This window comes from Janthinobacterium sp. GW822-FHT07H10 (assembly GCF_058798675.1).
In genome coordinates this window covers 217,488-236,795 of sequence record NZ_JBXAKS010000009.1, presented here as the reverse complement: position 1 = coordinate 236,795, position 19,308 = coordinate 217,488, and the positions used below count along the sequence as shown (strand labels likewise).

16 protein-coding genes and 1 other RNA gene are annotated in these 19,308 nt (G+C 62.9%); 1 reads left to right on the top strand and 16 read right to left on the bottom strand.

All coding sequences use genetic code 11. The features are described from left to right. Nucleotides 1-22 precede the first annotated feature (22 nt). The 10 genes from ftsW to rnpB form a co-directional block, all read right to left on the bottom strand. Complete coding sequence (gene ftsW / locus AC1RDJ_RS20610) at nucleotides 23-1,234, bottom strand: putative lipid II flippase FtsW (RefSeq protein ID WP_071325284.1); 1,212 nt, start codon at nucleotides 1,232-1,234, stop codon at nucleotides 23-25. After that, a complete protein-coding gene (murD, locus tag AC1RDJ_RS20605; protein ID WP_493028529.1) occupies nucleotides 1,234-2,811 on the bottom strand; it encodes a UDP-N-acetylmuramoyl-L-alanine--D-glutamate ligase in 1,578 nt (525 codons plus the stop codon). The genes ftsW and murD overlap by 1 nt, the downstream gene beginning before the upstream one ends. Then, the gene (gene mraY / locus AC1RDJ_RS20600) at nucleotides 2,811-3,986 is read right to left on the bottom strand and encodes a phospho-N-acetylmuramoyl-pentapeptide-transferase (RefSeq protein WP_071325286.1); all 1,176 of its coding nucleotides are present in this window, start codon (nucleotides 3,984-3,986) and stop codon (nucleotides 2,811-2,813) included. Before mraY ends, murD begins: the two co-directional genes overlap by 1 nt. 2 nt (nucleotides 3,987-3,988) lie before the next feature. Then, entirely contained in the window at nucleotides 3,989-5,419 is a 1,431-nt protein-coding gene (locus tag AC1RDJ_RS20595; protein ID WP_493028558.1) for a UDP-N-acetylmuramoyl-tripeptide--D-alanyl-D-alanine ligase, read from the bottom strand. An 11-nt stretch (nucleotides 5,420-5,430) separates the two neighbouring features. Next, on the bottom strand, nucleotides 5,431-6,939 hold the full coding sequence (locus AC1RDJ_RS20590) for a UDP-N-acetylmuramoyl-L-alanyl-D-glutamate--2,6-diaminopimelate ligase (protein WP_493028528.1): 1,509 nt from the start codon (nucleotides 6,937-6,939) through the stop codon (nucleotides 5,431-5,433). Nucleotides 6,940-6,947: 8 nt separating this feature from the next. Next, entirely contained in the window at nucleotides 6,948-8,726 is a 1,779-nt protein-coding gene (locus AC1RDJ_RS20585) for a peptidoglycan D,D-transpeptidase FtsI family protein (protein WP_071325288.1), read from the bottom strand. Beyond that, the gene (gene ftsL / locus AC1RDJ_RS20580) at nucleotides 8,726-8,995 is read right to left on the bottom strand and encodes a cell division protein FtsL (protein WP_071325289.1); all 270 of its coding nucleotides are present in this window, start codon (nucleotides 8,993-8,995) and stop codon (nucleotides 8,726-8,728) included. Before ftsL ends, AC1RDJ_RS20585 begins: the two co-directional genes overlap by 1 nt. Beyond that, on the bottom strand, nucleotides 8,992-9,969 hold the full coding sequence (rsmH, locus tag AC1RDJ_RS20575; protein WP_071325290.1) for a 16S rRNA (cytosine(1402)-N(4))-methyltransferase RsmH: 978 nt from the start codon (nucleotides 9,967-9,969) through the stop codon (nucleotides 8,992-8,994). Before rsmH ends, ftsL begins: the two co-directional genes overlap by 4 nt. Before the next feature lie 9 nt (nucleotides 9,970-9,978). Beyond that, the gene (mraZ, locus tag AC1RDJ_RS20570; RefSeq protein ID WP_071325291.1) at nucleotides 9,979-10,407 is read right to left on the bottom strand and encodes a division/cell wall cluster transcriptional repressor MraZ; all 429 of its coding nucleotides are present in this window, start codon (nucleotides 10,405-10,407) and stop codon (nucleotides 9,979-9,981) included. 663 nt (nucleotides 10,408-11,070) lie between these two features. After that, nucleotides 11,071-11,432: RNase P RNA component class A (gene rnpB, locus AC1RDJ_RS20565), an RNA gene on the bottom strand. 243 nt (nucleotides 11,433-11,675) lie between these two features. Between rnpB and AC1RDJ_RS20560 the strand changes: the two genes are divergently transcribed. Next, on the top strand, nucleotides 11,676-13,379 hold the full coding sequence (locus AC1RDJ_RS20560; RefSeq protein WP_493028527.1) for a thiamine pyrophosphate-binding protein: 1,704 nt from the start codon (nucleotides 11,676-11,678) through the stop codon (nucleotides 13,377-13,379). 67 nt (nucleotides 13,380-13,446) lie between these two features. Here the strand turns inward: AC1RDJ_RS20560 and AC1RDJ_RS20555 are convergent, their stop codons facing one another. The 6 genes from AC1RDJ_RS20555 to AC1RDJ_RS20530 form a co-directional block, all read right to left on the bottom strand. Then, nucleotides 13,447-14,001: a hypothetical protein gene (locus AC1RDJ_RS20555; RefSeq protein WP_289889486.1), complete on the bottom strand. Its 555-nt coding sequence runs from the start codon at nucleotides 13,999-14,001 to the stop codon at nucleotides 13,447-13,449. Nucleotides 14,002-14,152: 151 nt separating this feature from the next. Next, the gene (locus tag AC1RDJ_RS20550; RefSeq protein ID WP_071325295.1) at nucleotides 14,153-15,217 is read right to left on the bottom strand and encodes a porin; all 1,065 of its coding nucleotides are present in this window, start codon (nucleotides 15,215-15,217) and stop codon (nucleotides 14,153-14,155) included. Between the two features lie 976 nt (nucleotides 15,218-16,193). Next, on the bottom strand, nucleotides 16,194-16,637 hold the full coding sequence (locus AC1RDJ_RS20545; RefSeq protein ID WP_071325296.1) for a nuclear transport factor 2 family protein: 444 nt from the start codon (nucleotides 16,635-16,637) through the stop codon (nucleotides 16,194-16,196). A 14-nt stretch (nucleotides 16,638-16,651) separates the two neighbouring features. Beyond that, entirely contained in the window at nucleotides 16,652-17,419 is a 768-nt protein-coding gene (locus AC1RDJ_RS20540; protein ID WP_493028526.1) for an SDR family NAD(P)-dependent oxidoreductase, read from the bottom strand. A 55-nt stretch (nucleotides 17,420-17,474) separates the two neighbouring features. Beyond that, nucleotides 17,475-18,761 carry an MFS transporter gene (locus tag AC1RDJ_RS20535; RefSeq protein WP_493028525.1) on the bottom strand — a complete coding sequence of 429 codons (1,287 nt, stop codon included), beginning with the start codon at nucleotides 18,759-18,761 and terminating at the stop codon, nucleotides 17,475-17,477. After that, nucleotides 18,758-19,306: a chalcone isomerase family protein gene (locus tag AC1RDJ_RS20530; protein ID WP_493028524.1), complete on the bottom strand. Its 549-nt coding sequence runs from the start codon at nucleotides 19,304-19,306 to the stop codon at nucleotides 18,758-18,760. Before AC1RDJ_RS20530 ends, AC1RDJ_RS20535 begins: the two co-directional genes overlap by 4 nt. Nucleotides 19,307-19,308 lie beyond the last annotated feature (2 nt).

The window sequence follows — 19,308 nt, the reverse complement described above, 5'->3', positions numbered from 1 at the left end:
GGATTCAAATTCGTCACGTTGCTCATAGCCGGCCCCCACGCATCAGGATCCGGTTTTCATAATCGATGCGCAGCAAAATCGCCAGGCCGATACAGTTAATCAATACGCCCGTGCCGCCATAGCTCATCAGTGGCAGGGTCAGGCCCTTGGTCGGCAGCAGGCCCAGGTTCACGCCCATGTTAATGAACGTCTGCACGCCAATCCAGATGGCGATGCCTTTCGCCGTCAAGCCGGCGAAGGTCTGGTCGATGGCGATCGCCTGGCGGCCGATGTCGAAGGCGCGCTTGATAATCCAGTAGAACATGCCAATCACGACCAGGACGCCGACCAGGCCCAATTCCTCGCCGATCACGGCCAGCAGGAAGTCCGTATGCGCTTCGGGCAGGTAATGCAGTTTTTCCACGCTGCCGCCGAGGCCCACGCCAAACAGTTCGCCGCGCCCGAAGGCGATCAGCGAGTGCGTCAGCTGGTATGCCTTGTTCAGCGCATTGTCTTCCTGCCACGGATCGAGATACGCAAAAAACCGCTCGCGGCGGAATTTAGACAGGGCGATGATGGTGACGAAAATCGCCGTCAGCATGGCGCCGATGCCGCCGAACCAGATCGCATTGACGCCGCCCAGGAACAGGATGCCCATGGCGATGCAGACGATCACGCCGAAGGCGCCCAGGTCGGGCTCCATCAGCAGCAGCAAGCCGACGAAGCTGACGGCCAGCGCCATCGGCATGAAGCCCTTGGTCAGCTTGTGCATGTATTCCTGCTTGCGCACCGTGTAATCGGCCGCGTACAGCACCATCACCACTTTCATCAGCTCGGACGGCTGCGGCCGCAGGCCCGGCAGATTCAGCCAGCGGCGACCGCCGTTGACCGATACGCCCAGGCCCGGTATCAGCACCATCACCAGCAGCACCAGGGTGCCGATGAACAGCCACGGCGCCATCTTTTGCCAGGTCGCGATACGGATGCGGAACACCAGCGCGCCGGCGATGATCGACACGCCGATAAACAGCGCCTGGCGCACGACAAAATAATTGTTCGTGTAGGCGGCGAACTTGCGCGCATCCGACAGCGAGATCGAGGCCGAATACACCATCACCATGCCCAGCAGCATGAGCAGCAGGACCACCCACACCAGCGGCTGGTCGTAATCCATCATTTTCGACTGCCGCGCGCGGCTATCCAGCGGCTTGGCAGCCGAGCCGGAACCGAAGCTGAAGGGCAGTTGGAAGGCCATCAGATATCCTGTCCGTTTTCCAGGGCGATGTCGCGCACGGCGTCGACAAACACCTGCGCGCGGTGCGCATAGTTCTTGAACATGTCCAGGCTCGCGCACGCCGGCGACAGCAGCACGGCATCGCCGGCCAGGGCCAGGCCGCTGGCGCGCTTGACCGCTTCCGGCAAAGTGGCGCAGTCGATGATGTCCACGCCGGCCGGTTCGAGCGCTGCGCGCAGCGCAGGCGCATCGCGGCCGATCAGCACCACGGCGCGCACATAGCGCGACACGGGTTCGGCCAGCGGCGAGAAGTCCTGCCCCTTGCCGTCGCCACCGGCGATCAGCACCAGGCGCTGCTCCGCGCCGCCGAAGGCCTTGCCCAGGCCGAACAGGGCCGCCACCGTGGCGCCCACGTTCGTGCCCTTGCTGTCATCGTAGTATGCGACTTCGTTGACGGCCGTGACCAGTTCCACGCGGTGCGGTTCGCCCTGGTATTCGCGCAAGCCATGCAGCAGCGGCGCGAACGGCAGGCCGATGGCGCGGCACAGGGCCAGCGCCGCCAGCGCGTTCGAGGCATTGTGCTGGCCGCGGATTTTCAGCGCATCGGCCGGCATCAGTTTTTTCGCCATCGTCGGCACCGGTTCCGGCGCCGGATCGTTCTTCTTGCGCTTTTTCTCGATCACTTCTTCGCTCGGCACGGCTTGCGCCAGCCAGAAGATGCCGCGTTCATTGACCAGGCCAAAACTGTCCACTTCGGCCGGCTCGCCCGTGCCGAAGGTGATGCTCTCCGCCAGCGGATTGGCCATGCGCATGACGGCGGCATCGTCGCGGTTCAGGACGCGCACGGTCTCGTCGCCGAAGATGCGCGCCTTGTCCTGGGCGTAGGCAGCCATGTCGCCATGCCAGTCCAGGTGGTCCTGCGACAGGTTCAACACCGTGGCCGCATCGGCCTGCAGGCTGAAGGTCGTGTGCAGCTGGAAGCTGGACAGCTCGAGGATCCACGCCTGCGGCAGGTTGCCGGCGACGGGCGCCGCGGCTTCTGCAGCGTCCTCGCCGTCACTCTCAGGCTGAGACACAGGCTGCGGCGCGGGCGCGGCGTCGAGCACCTCGCGCAGCACGTCCAGCGCGGCCGGGCTGATATTGCCGGCCACGCGCGTGGCCAGGCCCGCGCGCTCGCACAGCAGGCCCACCAGGCTGGTCACCGTCGTCTTGCCATTCGTGCCCGTGATGGCGATGACTTTCGGCGCATAGCCGCGCTCCGCCTTGAGGAACGCCAGCGCTTGCGCGAACAGTTCGATCTCGCCCCACACGGGAATATTCTTTTCCAGCGCGGCCGGCGCAATCTGCGCCAGTTCGCGGCCCGGCGCCAGGCCGGGGCTGACGGCGACGAAATCGACGCCATCGAGCAGGTCGGCCGTGAAGGCGCCGGCGATGAACTGCGCCTGCGGCACGGCGGCCTGCAGGGCGGCCAGGCGCTCGGGCGCTTCGCGCGTATCGGCCACGCGCACGGCAGCCCCGCTGCGGGCCAGCCACAGGGCCATGGCCAGCCCCGATTCGCCGAGGCCCAGCACCAGTGCGGTTTTAGCGTCGTACATCATCAGCGCAGCTTCAAGGTAGTCAGGCCGAGCAGCACCAGCATCATGGTGATGATCCAGAAACGCACGACGACCTGCGTCTCCTTCCAGCCTTTTTGTTCAAAATGGTGATGCAGTGGCGCCATCAGGAAGACGCGGCGGCCTACGCCATAGCGCTTCTTGGTGTACTTGAACCACGCCACCTGGATGATCACGGACAGCGTTTCGACGACGAAGATGCCGCCCATGATGAACAGGACGATTTCCTGGCGCACGATGACGGCGATGGTGCCCAGCGCGCCGCCCAGGGCCAGTGCGCCCACGTCGCCCATGAAGACCTTGGCGGGATGGGTGTTATACCAGAGGAAGGCCAGGCCGGAGCCGGCCAGCGCGCCGCAGAAGATCACCAGTTCGCCGGCGCCCGGAATATGCGGGATGAACAGGTAGCGCGCGTACGTGACGTTACCCGTCAGGTAGGCGAACAGGCCCAGGGCTGTGCCCACCATCACGGTCGGCATGATGGCCAGGCCATCGAGACCATCGGTGAAATTGACGGCGTTGCTGGTACCGACGATGACGCAATAGGTCAGCGCGATGAAACCCCAGACGCCCAGCGGATAGCTGATGGTCTTGAAGAATGGCACGATCAAGTCGGCCTTGGGCGGCAGGTCCATGGCAAAGCCGGACTGCACCCATGCGTAGATCAGGTTCCACACATGGCCTGCGTCGGGTTCCGAGACGGACACGGAAAACGCCAGGTAGAAGGCGGCGATGATACCGATCAGCGACTGCCAGAAGTATTTTTCACGCGAGCGCATGCCTTCCGGATCCTGGTGCACCACCTTGCGGTAGTCGTCGGCCCAGCCGACGGCGCCAAAACCCAGGGTGACGATCAGCACGGGCCAGATGAAGCGGTTCGACAGGTCGGCCCACAGCAAGGTGGAAATGCCGATGGCGATCAGAATCAGCACGCCGCCCATGGTCGGGGTACCGTGTTTTTTCAGATGCGTTTGCGGGCCGTCCGTACGCACGGCCTGGCCGACCTTCATGCGCGTGAGCATGCGGATCACGGCCGGACCGGCGCACAGGCCGATCAGGATGGCCGTCAGGGTCGCGAAGACGGCGCGGAAGGTGATGAAGTTAAAGACCCGCAGTGGGCCAATGTCGTCCTGGAAATAATGAGCGAGCCAGAGCAGCATGATTAGTGAGCTTCCTTGTTTTTGTTGTTTGAACCAATCAAATGCTGCACGGCCCGTTCCATTTTCATGAAGCGGGAGCCCTTGATCAATACTGTTGCATCCGAACGGCCGGACAAATGCGCATCGAGCGCCGCCAGCAAGCCGTCGAACTGTTCGAAATACTCCACGACCGTGCCTGATTCCTGGCTTGCGGCCGCCTGCGCCGGATTCACCAGATGGCGCGCCAGGCCGCCCGTCGCCAGCACGTGTTCGATGCCTTTGGCGGCGGCGTAGGCGCCGATCTCTTCGTGGAACTGCTGCCCCTGCGTGCCGACTTCGCCCATCTCGCCCAGCACCAGGATGCGCGGCGCCGCGGCCTGCGCCAGCACATCGATGGCTGCCCGCGCCGAATCCGGATTGGCGTTGTAGCTGTCGTCGATGATGGTGGCGCCATTGGCGGCACGTTTTTTCTGCAGGCGGCCGTTCACCGGCGCGAACGCCTCCAGGCCCTGCTTGATATGTTCGATGGCGATGCCGGCGCCGACGGCGCATGCCACGGCGGCCAGCGCATTGCGCACATTGTGTTCGCCCGCCGCCTGCAAACCGACGAAGAACTGGCGCAAGCCGCCGTCCTGCGCGCGCACGCTGACGAACAGGTCGCTGCCAAAATCCTCTGCGGCGCGGTGCGTGCAGCTCACTTCCGCATCCTTCGACAGGCCGAAGGTGATGACCGTGCGCGCGCCGGCCAGCTCGCGCCACAGGGCGGTAAATTCATCGCCGTGCGGGAAGACGGCCACGCCGTCATGCGCCAGGGCGGCCAGCGCCGCGCCGTTTTCGCGCGCCACGGCTTCCACCGTATGCATGAATTCCTGGTGTTCGCGCTGCGCGTTGTTGACCATCGCCAGGGTCGGCGCGGCAATCGCGGCCAGACGGGCGATCTCGCCAGGGTGGTTCATGCCCATTTCGATGACGGCTGCCTTGTGCTGCCCGCTCAGGCGGAACAGGGTCAATGGCACGCCGATTTCATTATTCAGGTTGCCGCGCGTGGCCAGACGGCCTTCTTCGCCAAAGGCCGCCGCCAGGATGGAAGAAATCATCTCCTTGACGGTGGTCTTGCCGTTGCTGCCGGTAACGCCGATGACGGGCAGGCTGAAACGGCGGCGCCAGTAATTGGCGATGCGGCCCAGCGCCACCAGCGTGTCGGCGGCGACGATGGCCGGCACCTTGCTGCTGTCCCAGCCTTCCGGCAGGCGCTCGACCAGCACGGCGGCGACGCCCCTGGCGGCCACCTGCTCGAGGAAATCGTGGGCATCGAAATTCTCGCCGCGCAGGGCAACGAACAGCGAGTCGGCAGGCGCGCTGCGGCTGTCGGTCGACACACCCGAAAAACTGGCGTCGCCCGTCAGCTGTGCGCCATCCAGCGACGGCATCAGTTCAGCCAGGCTTGCGTGCATCAGGCTATCCATCAGTTCGTCCTCATCATCGTCAGGCGCGCGGACAGGGCCAGCTGCGCATGGTCGGCATCGGAGAACGGCAGTTTCTTGCCCTTGATTTCCTGGTACGGCTCGTGGCCCTTGCCCGCCAACAGGATGACATCCGGCTTGGCCGCATGCTTGATGGCCGACAGTATGGCGGCGGCGCGGTCTTCGATGGCCTGCGGCTGCGGGCCATTCGCACGCATGCCGGCGACGATCTGCGCGATGATGGCATGCGGGTCTTCGCTGCGCGGATTGTCGCTGGTGACCAGCACGTGATCGGCCAGCTGCGCGATGGCGCCCATCTGCGGGCGCTTGCCCGGATCGCGGTCGCCGCCGCAGCCGAACACGCACCACAGCTGACCGCCGCGTTCCTGCGCCACCTGGCGCAAGGCGGCCAGGGTTTTTTCCAGCGCGTCAGGCGTATGCGCATAGTCGATGACGACCATCGGCGCTTCCTGTCCGCCCACCTGCTGCATGCGGCCCGGCGCCGGCTGCAGGGATTCGATGCCGTCGATGGCCGCGCGCAGGCCGGTGCCGTGCGCCAGCAGGGCGCCCAGCACGGCCAGCGCGTTGCTGATATTGAAGTGGCCCACCAGCTGCGTCTTGACCAGCGCCACGCCAAGCGGGCATTCCAGGTGGAAGTCGGTGCCGGCATTGCGGCTGCGGAACTGGCTGGCACGCAGCATCAGCACGCCCGGCAGGTCGGGCAAGGCTGCCGCATCCTGCAAGGTATAGCCGATGACGGGATACTCGCCGGTCAGCTTGCCGTCCACGTGGCGCGCCAGGCGCAGGCCCATGGCGTCATCCAGGTTGATGACGGCCGTTTTCAGGCCGGGCCAGTCGAACAATTTGACTTTCGCCGCCTCATAGGCCGCCATGTCGCCGTGGTAATCGAGGTGGTCGCGCGTCAGGTTGGTAAACATGGCGACGTCGAAATGCATGCCGGCCGCGCGTTCCTGGTCCAGACCTATCGACGACACTTCGATGGCGACGGCTTGCGCGCCGGCGTCGCGCATGGCGGCGAGCTTGCGCGCCAGCAGCACGGCGTCGGGCGTGGTGTAGCCGGTGACGTCGAAGTCGATCTCGCCGCGCGGCTTGCACAGGCCCACGCCCAGGGTGCCGATCACGGAGGACGTTTCACCGAGGCGCGCCAGGGCCTGCGCCAGCCACAGCGCGCACGAGGTCTTGCCATTCGTGCCCGTCACGCCGGCGCTGAACATGGCGCTGTCGGGCATGCCGTAGAACGCATGGGCGATGGGGCCGGCCTGGCGTTTCAGGTCGGCCACTGCCAGCTGCGGCACGGTCCATGCGGCGTCCCAGTCGGCGCCATCATGCACGATGGCGGCGGCGCCCTGCGCGATGGCGGCGGCGATGAAATGGGTGGCGCCGGCATAGGCGAAAAACACGTCGCCGCGCTGCACGCGGCGCGAATCGGACGTCAGCTGCCCGGACGGGGCAGCCGCTTTGATCCACAAACTGATTTCTTGTATGGTCATGAGTGACTTCACATGGCCTCCGGACCGGCATTGGCAGGAACCACGATTTCGGTAACGGAGGAATCGGGCGGTACGTTCATCGCGCGCAGCGCGTTGGTCGCAATCGCCGCGAAAGCGGGAGCGGCAACCTGGCCACCATAGTGGGCCGGGCCGGTCGGTTCATCGATCATCACGGCAATGATGAAGCGCGGCGCCGACATCGGCACCATGCCCACGAAAGAGCCGATATATTTGCGCGGCATCGCGTAGCGGCCGTTTTCCACCTTGTAGGCCGTGCCCGTCTTGCCGCCGACGCGGTAGCCGGCAACCTGGGCGCGCTTGGCCGAGCCGTGCGCGCCCGACACCACCAGCTCGAGCATGGCGCGCATTTCGGCGGCCGTTTTCGGCTTGATCACTTGCTGGCCCACAGGCAGTTCATTGACTTTCTGGAACGACAGGGGAATCGTGTCGCCATCGCGCGCGAACATCATGTAGGAACGCGCCAGCTGGATCAGCGACACGGAAATGCCGTTACCGTAGCTCATGGTCGCCTGTTCCACCGGGCGCCAGGACTTATACGGACGCACGCGGCCGGCCACGGCGCCGGGGAAGCCCCATTTCGGCTGCTGGCCGAAGCCCACCTTGGTAAACATTTCCCACATTTCCTGCGACGGCATGCCCAGCGCGATTTTCGAGGTGCCGATATTCGACGACATTTCGATGATCTCGGAAACATTGATCACGCCGTGCGGCTTGGTGTCGGTAATCGTGCGGTCGGCGATGGTGTAGCGGCCCGGACCCGTGTCGATCAGGGTACCCGGCTTGACCCGGCCCGTGTCGAGCGCCAGCGAGACCGTGATCGGCTTCAGGGTCGAACCAGGTTCGAAGGTATCGGTCATGACGCGGTTGCGCAGCTGCTGGCCGGTGAGCTTGCGGCGGTCGTTCGGGTCGTAGCTCGGGTAATTGGCCAGGGCCAGCACTTCGCCCGTATGCACGTCGAGCACCACGGCGCCGCCCGCCTTGGCATTGAACTTTTCCACCGCTTCCTTCAGCTGCGTGAAGGCGATGTACTGGATCTTGCTGTCGACGGACAGGGTCAGGTCCTTGCCGTCATGCGGTTCGTGGATGAAGCCGATGTCTTCGACGATATGGCCCAGGCGGTCCTTGATCACGCGGCGGCTGCCGGTGGTGCCGACGAGGGTTTTCTGCTGCGCCAGTTCCATGCTTTCCTGGCCCACGTCTTCCACGTTGGTAAAGCCGACCACGTGGGTCATCACTTCGCCCTGTGGATAAAAGCGCTTGTATTCCTTGCGTTCGTCGATGCCGTCGATGCCCAGCTTGGAGATCTTGTCGGCCACGTCCATCTCGACCTGGCGCTTCAGGTAAACGAAGCTGCGGTCCGAATCGAGCTTCTTGCGCAATTCGTTGACGTTCATTTCCAGCAGGCCGGCCAGCGCATTGATTTTTTCGGGTGTCGCCTGCAGCACGTCGTCGGGAATGGCCCAGATGGCCTTCACGGGAACGGACGACGCCAGCACCTGGCCATTGCGGTCGGTGATCTTGCCGCGCGTGGCAGGCAATTCCAGCGTGCGCTCATAGCGCGCCTTGCCCTGCTTTTGCAGGAACTGCGTCGAGACGCCCTGCAGCCACAAGGCGCGCGCGCCCAGGCCGGCGAAAGCGAAGAACAGCAGGAACAGCACGACGCGCGAACGCCAGACGGGCAGACGCACTGCCAGTACGGGGTTTTTCGAGAATGGCACGCCCTTCGACGCCGCCACCCGGCCGTTGCTGTTACCGCCCAACTTCATTATTCGCCCTCCGTCAGGTACTGCGTGCGTGCCGCCGTCAGCGGCGTCATGCTCAGGTCGCGCCGCGCTATCGATTCGATGCGCTCATGCTTGCCCAGGGTGGACTGGTCCAGCTGCAGCTGCGCCCAGTCGATGTCGAGCTGGCGCGACAGCGCTTGCGCGCGCTCCAGGTCGATCAGCAGGTGGCGCGCCTGGTACTGCGCGTTCACCAGCGACAGGCCGCAGCACACCAGCAGGGCCGACAGCACGACACTGAGCTTGCCAGTCATCGGGCGCCGCCGCTTGCAGGTGCCGCCAGCGGCAGGCGTTGTGCCACGCGCATCACGGCCGAGCGCGAACGCGGGTTCGCCTCGATCTCGGCGTCGGACGGCTTCATCTTGGAAATGAGCTTCATCTCCGGCTGCGGCAAGTCGACGGCGCGGATCGGCAGGCGGCGGTCAGGCTGCTCCACATTCGCCTTCGAGGCGAAGAAGCGCTTGACCATGCGGTCTTCCAGCGAGTGAAAACTGATCACGGCCATGCGCGCGCCCGGCGCCAGGCAGGCATACGCCTGATTCAGGCCGATCTCGAGATCCTCGAGCTCTTTGTTAATGAAAATGCGTATGGCCTGAAAGGTGCGGGTAGCGGGGTCCTTACCCTTCTCGCGGGTCTTGACGGCGCCTGCCACGATGCTGGCAAGCTGTCGTGTGCTTGAAATTGGCTGGACTGCCCGGCCAGCAACAATCGCCTTTGCAATCTGAAAAGCAAACCGTTCTTCCCCATAATCGCGTATCACCTTTTCTAAATTCTGCTCGGTTTCCACCGCCAGCCATTCGGCCGCGGAGATGCCGCGCGTGGTATCCATGCGCATGTCCAGCGGTCCGTCGTTGCGGAAGCTGAAGCCGCGCGCCGCGTCGTCGACTTGCGGCGACGAGATGCCCAGGTCGAGCAAGATGCCATCGACCTGCCGCACGCCGCGTTCGGCCAGACTGGCCGTCATGGTGGCGAAACTGTCGTGGACTATGTCAAAACGGGGGTCGGCGATCTGTTCGGCCGTGGCGATGGCCTGCAAATCCTTGTCGAAACCGATCAGGCGCGCGTCTGCAGCCAGGCGCGACAGGATCAAACGGCTATGCCCGCCGCGGCCAAACGTGCCGTCGACGTAAATACCGTGCGCGCGGTCGCCCGACAGGTCGAGCGCATCGACCGCTTCATCGAGCAGCACCGTGCGATGCTGAAATTCCGGCACCGTGAGTTGTGTCATTACGGAGCCTTAGAAAGAAAAATTGGAAAGTACATCAGGGGTGCCGGCATCGATCGCCTGCTGTTCTTGCTCGGCCAACTTGGCGGCATCCCATATTTCAAAGTGGCTGCCCATGCCGATCATCATCACTTCGCGCGACAGCCCGACGGCGTTGCGCAATTCAGGGGAGATCAGCACGCGGCCGGCCGAGTCCAGCTCGACGTCAACGGCGTTGCCGAGGAAGATGCGCTGCCAGGCGCGCGCCGACATGGGCCAGGTGGCGATTTGCTGGCGGTGGCTTTCCCACACGGGACGGGGGAAAAACAGCAGGCAGCCATCGGGGTGTTTCGTCAGGGTCAGGCGACCTTCGCATTGAATCGCCAGCGCGTCACGGTGCTTGGCAGGGATAGACATCCTGCCTTTGGCATCGAGACTGATTGCGGACGCGCCTTGAAACACGGAAGACCTTTTTTGAGCTTGGCTTGCGACGCCTTGGCGTCACGCAGAAAAGGGAAAAATTCCCACAAAAACACACTTTTTCACACAGTTGCCCACTTTAGAGTAAGCAAAGATAGTGGTCAAGCGGTTTCCGATTGGCAAAACAGGAATTTTAGTAATGAAATTAAGGACTTAGCGCATATCGTTGAAGGAGTCTCAAATAAAAATATATCGATAAATTAGATACTTATGAAAGATAGTGAATGTGCTACCTCATCTGCACACATGTGTTTTCCTACCGTAAACATCGAAAAAGACGAAATGAAAAAATTGAATTTTTTACAGTTAGTTGACACATGACAATAGTTTCGTCGTGCGAGCACAACGGTAATCGAGTGCCTGGAAAGACTTGGTTTATGGCAAAAAAATCAGCGCACAATGCCCCGCTTGCCCGATTTTCCGGGGGCCGGCCATACCCGCGAAAACTTTTTTTGCAATGCAGCAATTAATTAAACTTCAGAAACTTTAACCAATTGTTCATTTTTAGTTGTATATACAACTTTATCTTAAGCACTATATTTTTAGAAACAAAAAAGCCCCGTTGCCGGGGCTTTTTGGTCATGCCGGCGGTGCGAAAAACACCGTCGCCGAACACCTCTTGGCATGCCAAAGGGTAAAGAATTCAAGTGAAGCAGGCCGGTAGGCCGGATTTTGTTACGGCGCCTTCCCTTGCAGGTCGGCGCTATGACAGTCATTCCTCTAGGCGCCAGATTACTCGGGCGCTCAAGCTTTCTACCCGCACGCTCCGCGAGCAGCATCATCGCGTGCCTATTTGAAATTGCACCAGGTGGAGGTTACCGCGTTTCACCGTAACTTAATACGCTCGTCTCTGTGGCCCTATTCCTCGCCTTATACTCCCCCGACATACAAGTACGCCGGGTCGGCTTTCGGCGGACGGCCGTTAACCGTCACCCCGCTCTATGGAGTCCGGACCTTCCTCCCGCCAGCGCATTGCTGCGCCAGCCAGCGACTGTCTGGCCTGCTTCACCCGCCATTGTACCGCGCCGCAGCATGTTTCTGCAAAAAGGCCTGCGCGCACGCGGCGCCGCTCGCCAGCCGCGCCTTGCCGGGCTGCCCGTCCCGGGGGATTGTGTAATTCGGTGTCGCCATTTCAAAAGCCGGGCCAAATCGGCTCACATAGAATGGCGCAAGCTGCGCGTATACCAGGCGCATGCGCTTCGCTTGCCCGATTTTTCTTTGCCACCCAACTAGAATATAAAGAGCCGAACATGACGCAACAATCCCGTACCGGCGGCCAGATCCTGGTCGATGCCCTGCAGATCCACGGTGTCGACACCGCCTTTGGCGTGCCTGGCGAAAGCTACCTCGACGTGCTCGACGCCCTGCACGATTCGGGCATCCGCTTCATCATCAACCGCCAGGAAGGCGGCGCCGCCTTCATGGCCGAAGCCTACGGCAAGCTGACCGGCAAGCCGGGCATCTGCTTCGTCACGCGCGGCCCGGGCGCCACCAACGCGTCGATCGGCGTGCATACGGCGTACCAGGATTCGACGCCGATGATCCTGTTCATCGGCCAGGTGGGCAACGATTTCGTCGACCGCGAAGCGTTCCAGGAAATCGACTACCGCCGCATGTACGGCCAGATGGCCAAATGGGTGGCACAGATCGACCGCGCCGAGCGCATCCCCGAATACCTGGCGCGCGCCTTCCAGGTGGCCACCAGCGGCCGCCCCGGCCCCGTCGTGCTGGCCTTGCCGGAAGACATGCTCATTTCCATGGCGGCCGTGGCCGATACGCGCCCTTACCAGCCCGTGCAGGCGGCGCCGTCCCATACCCAGATGCAACAGTTGCGCAGCATGCTGGCCGGCGCGCAGCGCCCGCTGCTGCTGCTGGGCGGCACCACCTGGACGCCGCAGGCGTGCGCCGACCTGCAGCAGTTCGCCGAAGCGAATCACTTGCCCGTCGCCTGCGCCTTCCGCTTCCAGGACTTGCTCGACAATGCGCATCCGAACTACATCGGCGACGTCGGCATCGGCATCAACCCGAAGCTGGCCGCGCGCGTCAGGGACGCCGACCTGGTGATCGCCATCGGTCCGCGCCTCGGCGAAATGACCACCGGCGGCTACACGCTGTTCGATTCGCCCGTGCCGCGCCAGCGCCTGGTGCACATCCACACGGATGCCGAGGAGCTGGGCAGCGTCTACCAGGCCGAGCTGATGATCAACAGCGGCATGCCGCAAGCGTGCGCCATGCTCGCTGCGATGGACGCCGTCGACGCGGCCGCCTGGCAGCATACGCCGGCCGCCGCCAAGGCCGAGCTGGCCGCCTACCAGCAGCAGCCGCCGATCTTCCAGGATGGCCAGGCGCCGCTCGACCTGTGGCAAGTGACGCAGGACATCATGGCGCAAGTGCCCGCCGATACCATCCTGACGAACGGCGCCGGCAATTACGCCTCGTGGGCGCACCGCTTCTACCGCTACGGCGGCATGCGCACCCAGCTGGCGCCGACGAATGGCGCCATGGGCTACGGCGTGCCGTCCGGCGTGGCGGCGAAGATCGTGGATCCGGAACGCACCGTGATCACCTTTGCCGGCGATGGCGAATACATGATGAATGGCCAGGAACTGGCGACGGCCGTGCAATACCAGGCGGGCGTGGTCATCATCGTCTTCAATAACCAGATGTTCGGCACCATCCGCATGCACCAGGAGCGCGACTACCCGGGCCGCGTGTCGGGCACGACCCTGCACAACCCGGATTTCGCGGCGCTGGCGCAAGCGTATGGCGCGCATGGCGAAGTGGTGAATACGACGGAAGAGTTCGCTCCTGCCCTGCAGCGGGCGCTCGCGCATGCCAAGGCGCACAGCCTGCCGGCCTTGATCGAGCTGCGCTACGACGGCAACCTGATCACGCCGAACGCGACGCTGGCCACCATCCGCGCCACGGCGGAAAAGGCGCAAGCGGCGAAGTAAGCAGTCGATTGCAGCAGAAATCACAAAGGCCCGGTCACCACCGGGCCTTTTTCATGGCCTCACACTATCAGGCTGCCGGCGCCAGCGAACTCTCGGGCACGGCTTCCGCTGCCGGCGCCGGTTCGGCAGGCACCTCCGGCATGGGCGGGCATGGCGTGCAATTTTTCAGCGGACGGCCAAAGTCGCGCACGCGGCTCAGCTTCATCGGCATGCGCACGTTGCCGCCGCAATAATCGCCTTCCAGTGTCAGGGTTTGCCCATCCTTCGAGAACTTGCCGACGATGGTGCGCTCTTCGCTGTCCGCGCCGGCGATGGTGAAGTCGAAGGCGCCCGTGGCGGCATCGAGGTTGACGTCACTGGCCACGATGGGCCAGCTCAGGGCCCCTGCCGTGAATTCATAGATGACGGAATCGGCTTCGGCGAAGCGATGCAGGGTGACGCGCTGGCCGCCGATCTCGCCGCTGTCCTTTTGCAGGCACAGGTCCGAATACACGGTCACGCCATAACGCTCCAGCCCGGCCGGCTTCCTTGCCTTGGCCGCGGCGAAGGCGGCGCCAGTGGCGCCGGCCAGCAGCAGTGCGGCCAGCATGGCGGCCAGGCGTGGCGATTTGAATGGGTACATGGCATTCCTCTACTTTAGTAACGGCAACATTATAACTGGCGCCGCACATGCAAAAACGCGCCGCCAGGACTAGCCTGGAGACGCGTTTCTTTGCTGATAGACACCCCCGAAGGGATGCCTGCAGCGGTACTAAGCTTCGCTTGCGCGAATATTAGAACGAGTGACGAACGCCAACGTTGAAGGCTTTGTCGCCCGTACCAACATTGGCGTTGTTGCCAACGGTGTAGCCAGCGAAGTTTTTGTTCTTGATTTTAGCGTACGAAGCGTAGGTGCTGGTGCGCTTCGACAGAGCGTACGAGTAGCCCAGTGCCCATTGATCAGCGTCAGCATTGGCGTTGGTTTTGTCGTTCGTGCGGATGAACGAAGCCATTACGGTGCCAGCTGGGCCAACAGGTACGGTTGCGCCAACCAGGATGTTGTTGCTGTCGGTGCTAGCACCAGCCGAAACGTAGTTGAAGGCATTGACGGCGCCGTTGTTACGGATGCCGCTGTTGTTGCCTTTGTTCACGCCGTAAGCGACGTAAGCTTTTGCAACTGCGAAATCGTAGTTAACAGCAGCCAGGTAGTTACGGCCGCTGCCTTGTTCGATGGTCGCGGTGTCGTTGCTGGTGTTGTTGTAAGCCAGACGTGCGTTCAGAGGACCGTTCGAGTAGCCAGCCGACGCGCCGATTTTGCGGCCGATTTTGTTCGAATCAGCGTTTTCGCCGAAGGTGTAAGCCACGTCAGCGTCAAAGCCGTTGAAGTTTGGCGAGGTGTACAGCACGGTGTTGCTGGTGCGGGTGTTCGCTGGGAACAAGTTCTTAGCGGAACCAGCGTAGCCAGCTGCGAATGGATCAGCAACTTTCGACAGGGTGTTGTACCAAGGGGTGTATTGACGACCCAGGGTCAGCGTACCAGCCGTTTTGCTGCTCAGACCAACGTAAGCTTGACGGTTGAACAGGCTGCCTGCAACGTCTTGTTGACCGTTGTCAACGCCGAAGCCCGATTCCAGAACGAACAGTGCCGACAGGCCGCTGCCCAGATCTTCGGTGCCTTTGAAGCCGATACGCGATGCCGAAGCAATGCCGCTGTCCAGTTTGTTAACGTTGCCGTTAACGCCGCCGCGCTCGCTGACGAAACCAGCGTCAACGGTACCGTAGATTACGACGCTCGATTGAGCTTGGGCTACGCCGGTGGCTGCTGCCAGAACTGCCAGGGTGATCAGAGTTTTTTTCATTGCAATTTCCTTTAATTTTTGAAGCAAAAAGTAATACAGCCTATGCATCTCGAGCTGCGCTCTAACAGAGCGCTTTTTATGAGTGAGGGCAAGGTCTCCACCTGCCACATTGCTGTTCCGGTCAGAGGAACAATTCATATCGGTATCGGCACGCTATTGCACCGATAAGCTAGAAGGCTGCATAACGACCGTATTTTCGTGCGCCGGTTCGGTGCTCAAAGGGCACCGGAAGCGGCACTATAACGACCGTTTCACATTCCATCAAGTTCCAACATGTTACTTCCGGTACCAGGCCAGGGGCTTTTTCAGGCATCCCAACCATCGCCAACCGTACTACGCGACAGAGCCAGTGCCCCTTGCCAATCAATGCATTGGCCTGATTGACCATTCCATCATAGCGCATGCCTTGTCGACACCCGTTGTATTAGTGCAACAGTATCAGGCGCATGATTAAAACATCAACATGCTTTACCCACCATCGGCCGTCCAAGATTTACGCGACAAAGCGCACAATTTGTAAGGTGATAATGGATAAACGGGACGAAGCATACACCGCATCGCCAATGTTTGCTGCCGGATGCCCAAAAACGGGAATTATTACGTCCCATTTTGGTGCGTTGCCGCATTATTCAGGGGCGTAGGGCAGAATTTCGGCGTCGGCGCGCGCATGGAAAAAATAGGCAGAGTGACAATGAAATTACTGACTTTCCGGTAATTTAAATTGCCTACCTAGAAATGTTTTCCATGCTTTCCGGTTCTTTTGCCTGTTGCCCGCGAGGTGACGATATCGGCGTCTCTTGCTTGCCAATTCCGCATCACCTGAAACAATTTCTTACAATGTTGCCTTCTAAATATTTTGATAGTTTTGTGTCAAAAAAACGACACATTGATCGAGATCAAGCCTTTTCGGCGTCCCTCGCAGCGTATTTGCTTTTTCTTTTGAGTAATGTTTGCTTAAAAGCGCCACGCAGCAGCGCTAGCGTCGCCCTGCGCGTTTCAGCATGCGCATGAACCCGCCAAGCAGCGGCAGCTTTTCATACAATTCCTCGGCCACATCCCAATAGTCGCGGTGCTGCACTACCCTGCCCTGCGTATCGAAACGGATATGGGTGGCACCGCGAATACATTGCTCGCCAGCTAAGCGGCGCTTCATGCGGAAACGGAACTCCCAGGTGAGGAACGCTTGCCTGCCCTGTCCCATGCTGTCGAGCACGATAAAACGCGGGGCATCGACTTGCACGAACATGTGCTCGAAGATGGCCAGGATGGCCGCATGCCCCACGACGTCGTTGAACGGATCCTTGAAACAGGCGTCCGGCGCGTACACGGCGCCCAGTTGGGCCAGATTCTCCAGGCTCAGGTGCTCGTAAAACGCCACCAGCCGCGCCAGCGGCCCCTCCACGCTTGCCGTCTGCGTCATGCTCGCTTCTCCTGTCATAAACCGGTCACCTTGCGGATCAGCCAAAAATAAGCGCGGTACGGCAACAGCCGCGCCAGGCGCATGGCATTGCTAAAACGCTTGGGGAAATGGATATGGAACTGGCCCCGCTCGATGCCGTCGAGCATGGCGGCGGCCGCGTCCCGGGCCGTCATCAGCGCGGGCATGGCGAAGTCATTGCCGGCCGTCAGTGGCGTAGCGACGAAACCGGGGTTGATTTGATACACATCAATGCCACGCCCATGCAGGTCCAGGTACAGCGACTCCGTCAAATTGATCAGCGCCGCCTTGCTGGCGCCATACGCTAGCGCTTGCGGCAAGCCGCCATAGCCGGCCACCGAGGCGACGATGCCGATGCCGCCACGGCCCTGGCGCAACAGCCACGGCAAGGCCACGTCCAGGCAATTGAAGACGCCACCGACATTCAGCGCCAGCAGGCTCTGCGCCGCGGCCAGGTCAAAGGTGTCGGCGCGCATGGCCTGATAGCCGCCGGCCACCACCAGTATCAGGTCAATCTGCGGCCAATGCCGCGCCAGCTCCGCCCCAACGGCCCGCAGCTGCACGGGCTGGGTAATGTCGAGCGGCAAGGCCAACGCCAGCGGCTGGCCCGCGCACAGCAGCTCCAGGCTGGCGCGATGGCGGGCCGACAAGGCCACGCTGGCCCCCTGCTCCAGCAGCAAGGTGGCGCAGGCGGCGCCGATGCCGCTGGACGCGCCGATGACCCACACGCGCTTGCCGGCCCAGTTATCTATCTTGCCATTCATGGCGCCGCCTTTGGACAGGATTTGGCACCGCCGGTGCTGGCGGCGCAGAAACAGCTCACGAAACGCATGCGCGATGCTCCATATGCCCACTATCGCTATATATATGTTGCAAGGGCGCACGCCACAACAGCAGCGCCGCCAGCAGCTTCAGGGCGCAGGGCAGCAAGGCATAGGTGGCCGATAGGGCCGGCAAGCCGCCGTCCCGCCCCGGCACATAGCCGAGCCAGGCCAGCAAGGGCAAGACGATGCCGGCCGCCAGCGCCAGGCTCATTTGCACACCCCAGTTCCACCAGCCGAAATATGCCGCCTCCTGCCTGCCGGCATGGCCCGCCACGCCGATCAGCCCCGCCAGCAGGGCCGGCGGCAAGGCCAGGTCGGCGCCCAGCGCCAGGCCGGACAGCAGGCAAATCGCGGCGAAACCCCAGGCGGCGCCCGCGTCGAGGCCATACGCCCAGACAAACACGCTTGCCGCCAGCAGCATGGCGCCGCGCCAGGCGCGCGCCTCGCCATAGCGGCGGGCCAGGGCCACCCACGCGGGCATCGAGGCGGCCGCCGCACAAAAATAAACGATCAGGAACGGTCCGGCGTAATGGCCGAGACGCAAATAATCGCCGGCAAAGAACAGGAACAGGGTGGCGGGAATGGCCGCCGCGACGCCATTGACGAGCAGGATGGCAAAGAGCCAGCGAAACGCGCGCTGGCGCCATGGCGCGCGCCAGGCGCCAGCGGGCAGCGCCGCCGAGTCGCGACGCAGGGCCGGACGCGGCGCGCGCGCCAGCAGCAAGGCGCCGGCCATCAGCAGGCAGGCGGCAAAGGCCAGCGACAGGCCTTCATAGCCAAGCACGGACGTCAGCCCGGCCGCCAGGATCACGCCGACCAGGCCGCAGCCTTCGCGCACGGCCGTGACGCGCGTGCGCTGCGCGCGCGCCTGGCTCAGCGCCGCGCCCCAGCTCTGGTGGGCGATGCTGGCCAGGCCATAGGCGGCATAGACGAGCAGCAAGGCGGCCAGGAACCAGGCCAGGGTGGCCGCTTCCGGCAAGGCGGGCGGATGAAACAGGGCGCCAAAACCCAGCAGCAGCAAGGGCAGCGACACGCCTATGAGCTCGGCATAGCTGTGCCGGCCATGCGCCATCCACGCGCCCAGGGCCGGGTCGATGAAAGCGGCGCCGATGCGCGCGGCCAGCAGCACGGCGCCGATCTGCGCCAGGTCCAGGCTGCTGCGCTGCGCATAAAACGGCGCCACATATATATAGATGGGCAACGCCAGCATGGCCAGCGGCAAGCCGAACAGGCCATAGCTGAACAAGGCGGGCAAGTCCAGCGCGCTGGCCCCGGTGCTCATGGCAGCGGCGCCGCACTCCGCAGCAAGGCCGCGCGCAGCTGCGGCGCCGTGGTCGATGGCGAGAGCCAGATGGCGAAGAAGGCGCGCGCGAAGTCGCCATCGGTCACATCGGCCAGCACCTGGCCATCGAGATAGAAACGCACGCCGGGCGCGATGCCGGCCCGGTAGGCGCCCGCGATGCGCTGGCCTTCCTTAACGTCAGGAAAGATGCGCTGCATGGTGGCCAGCCAGGCCAGCCGCTGCTGTTCCGTGCCCACGCCCAGCTTTTGCATCTGTTCATGGCTGGCCTCGGCGATCTTCTTGCCGTCGAGCGCACGCGCGTAGCGCAATTCCAGCACGAAGGGCGCCGTTTCGGATGCCGCGCCCTGGTAGCCGCGCGGCCCCACCCACAGTTGCGCCCGATAAATACGCATGCCGAACCACGTGTAGTCGCCCTCGCCCGCCAGGCGCGCTTCGGGCACGTCGACGCCGACAAAGTCCGGCGGCGCGGCCCTGGCGCCCAGCATGGTCAATGAGAGCAAAGCGAGGACAAGAAAACGGCGCATGG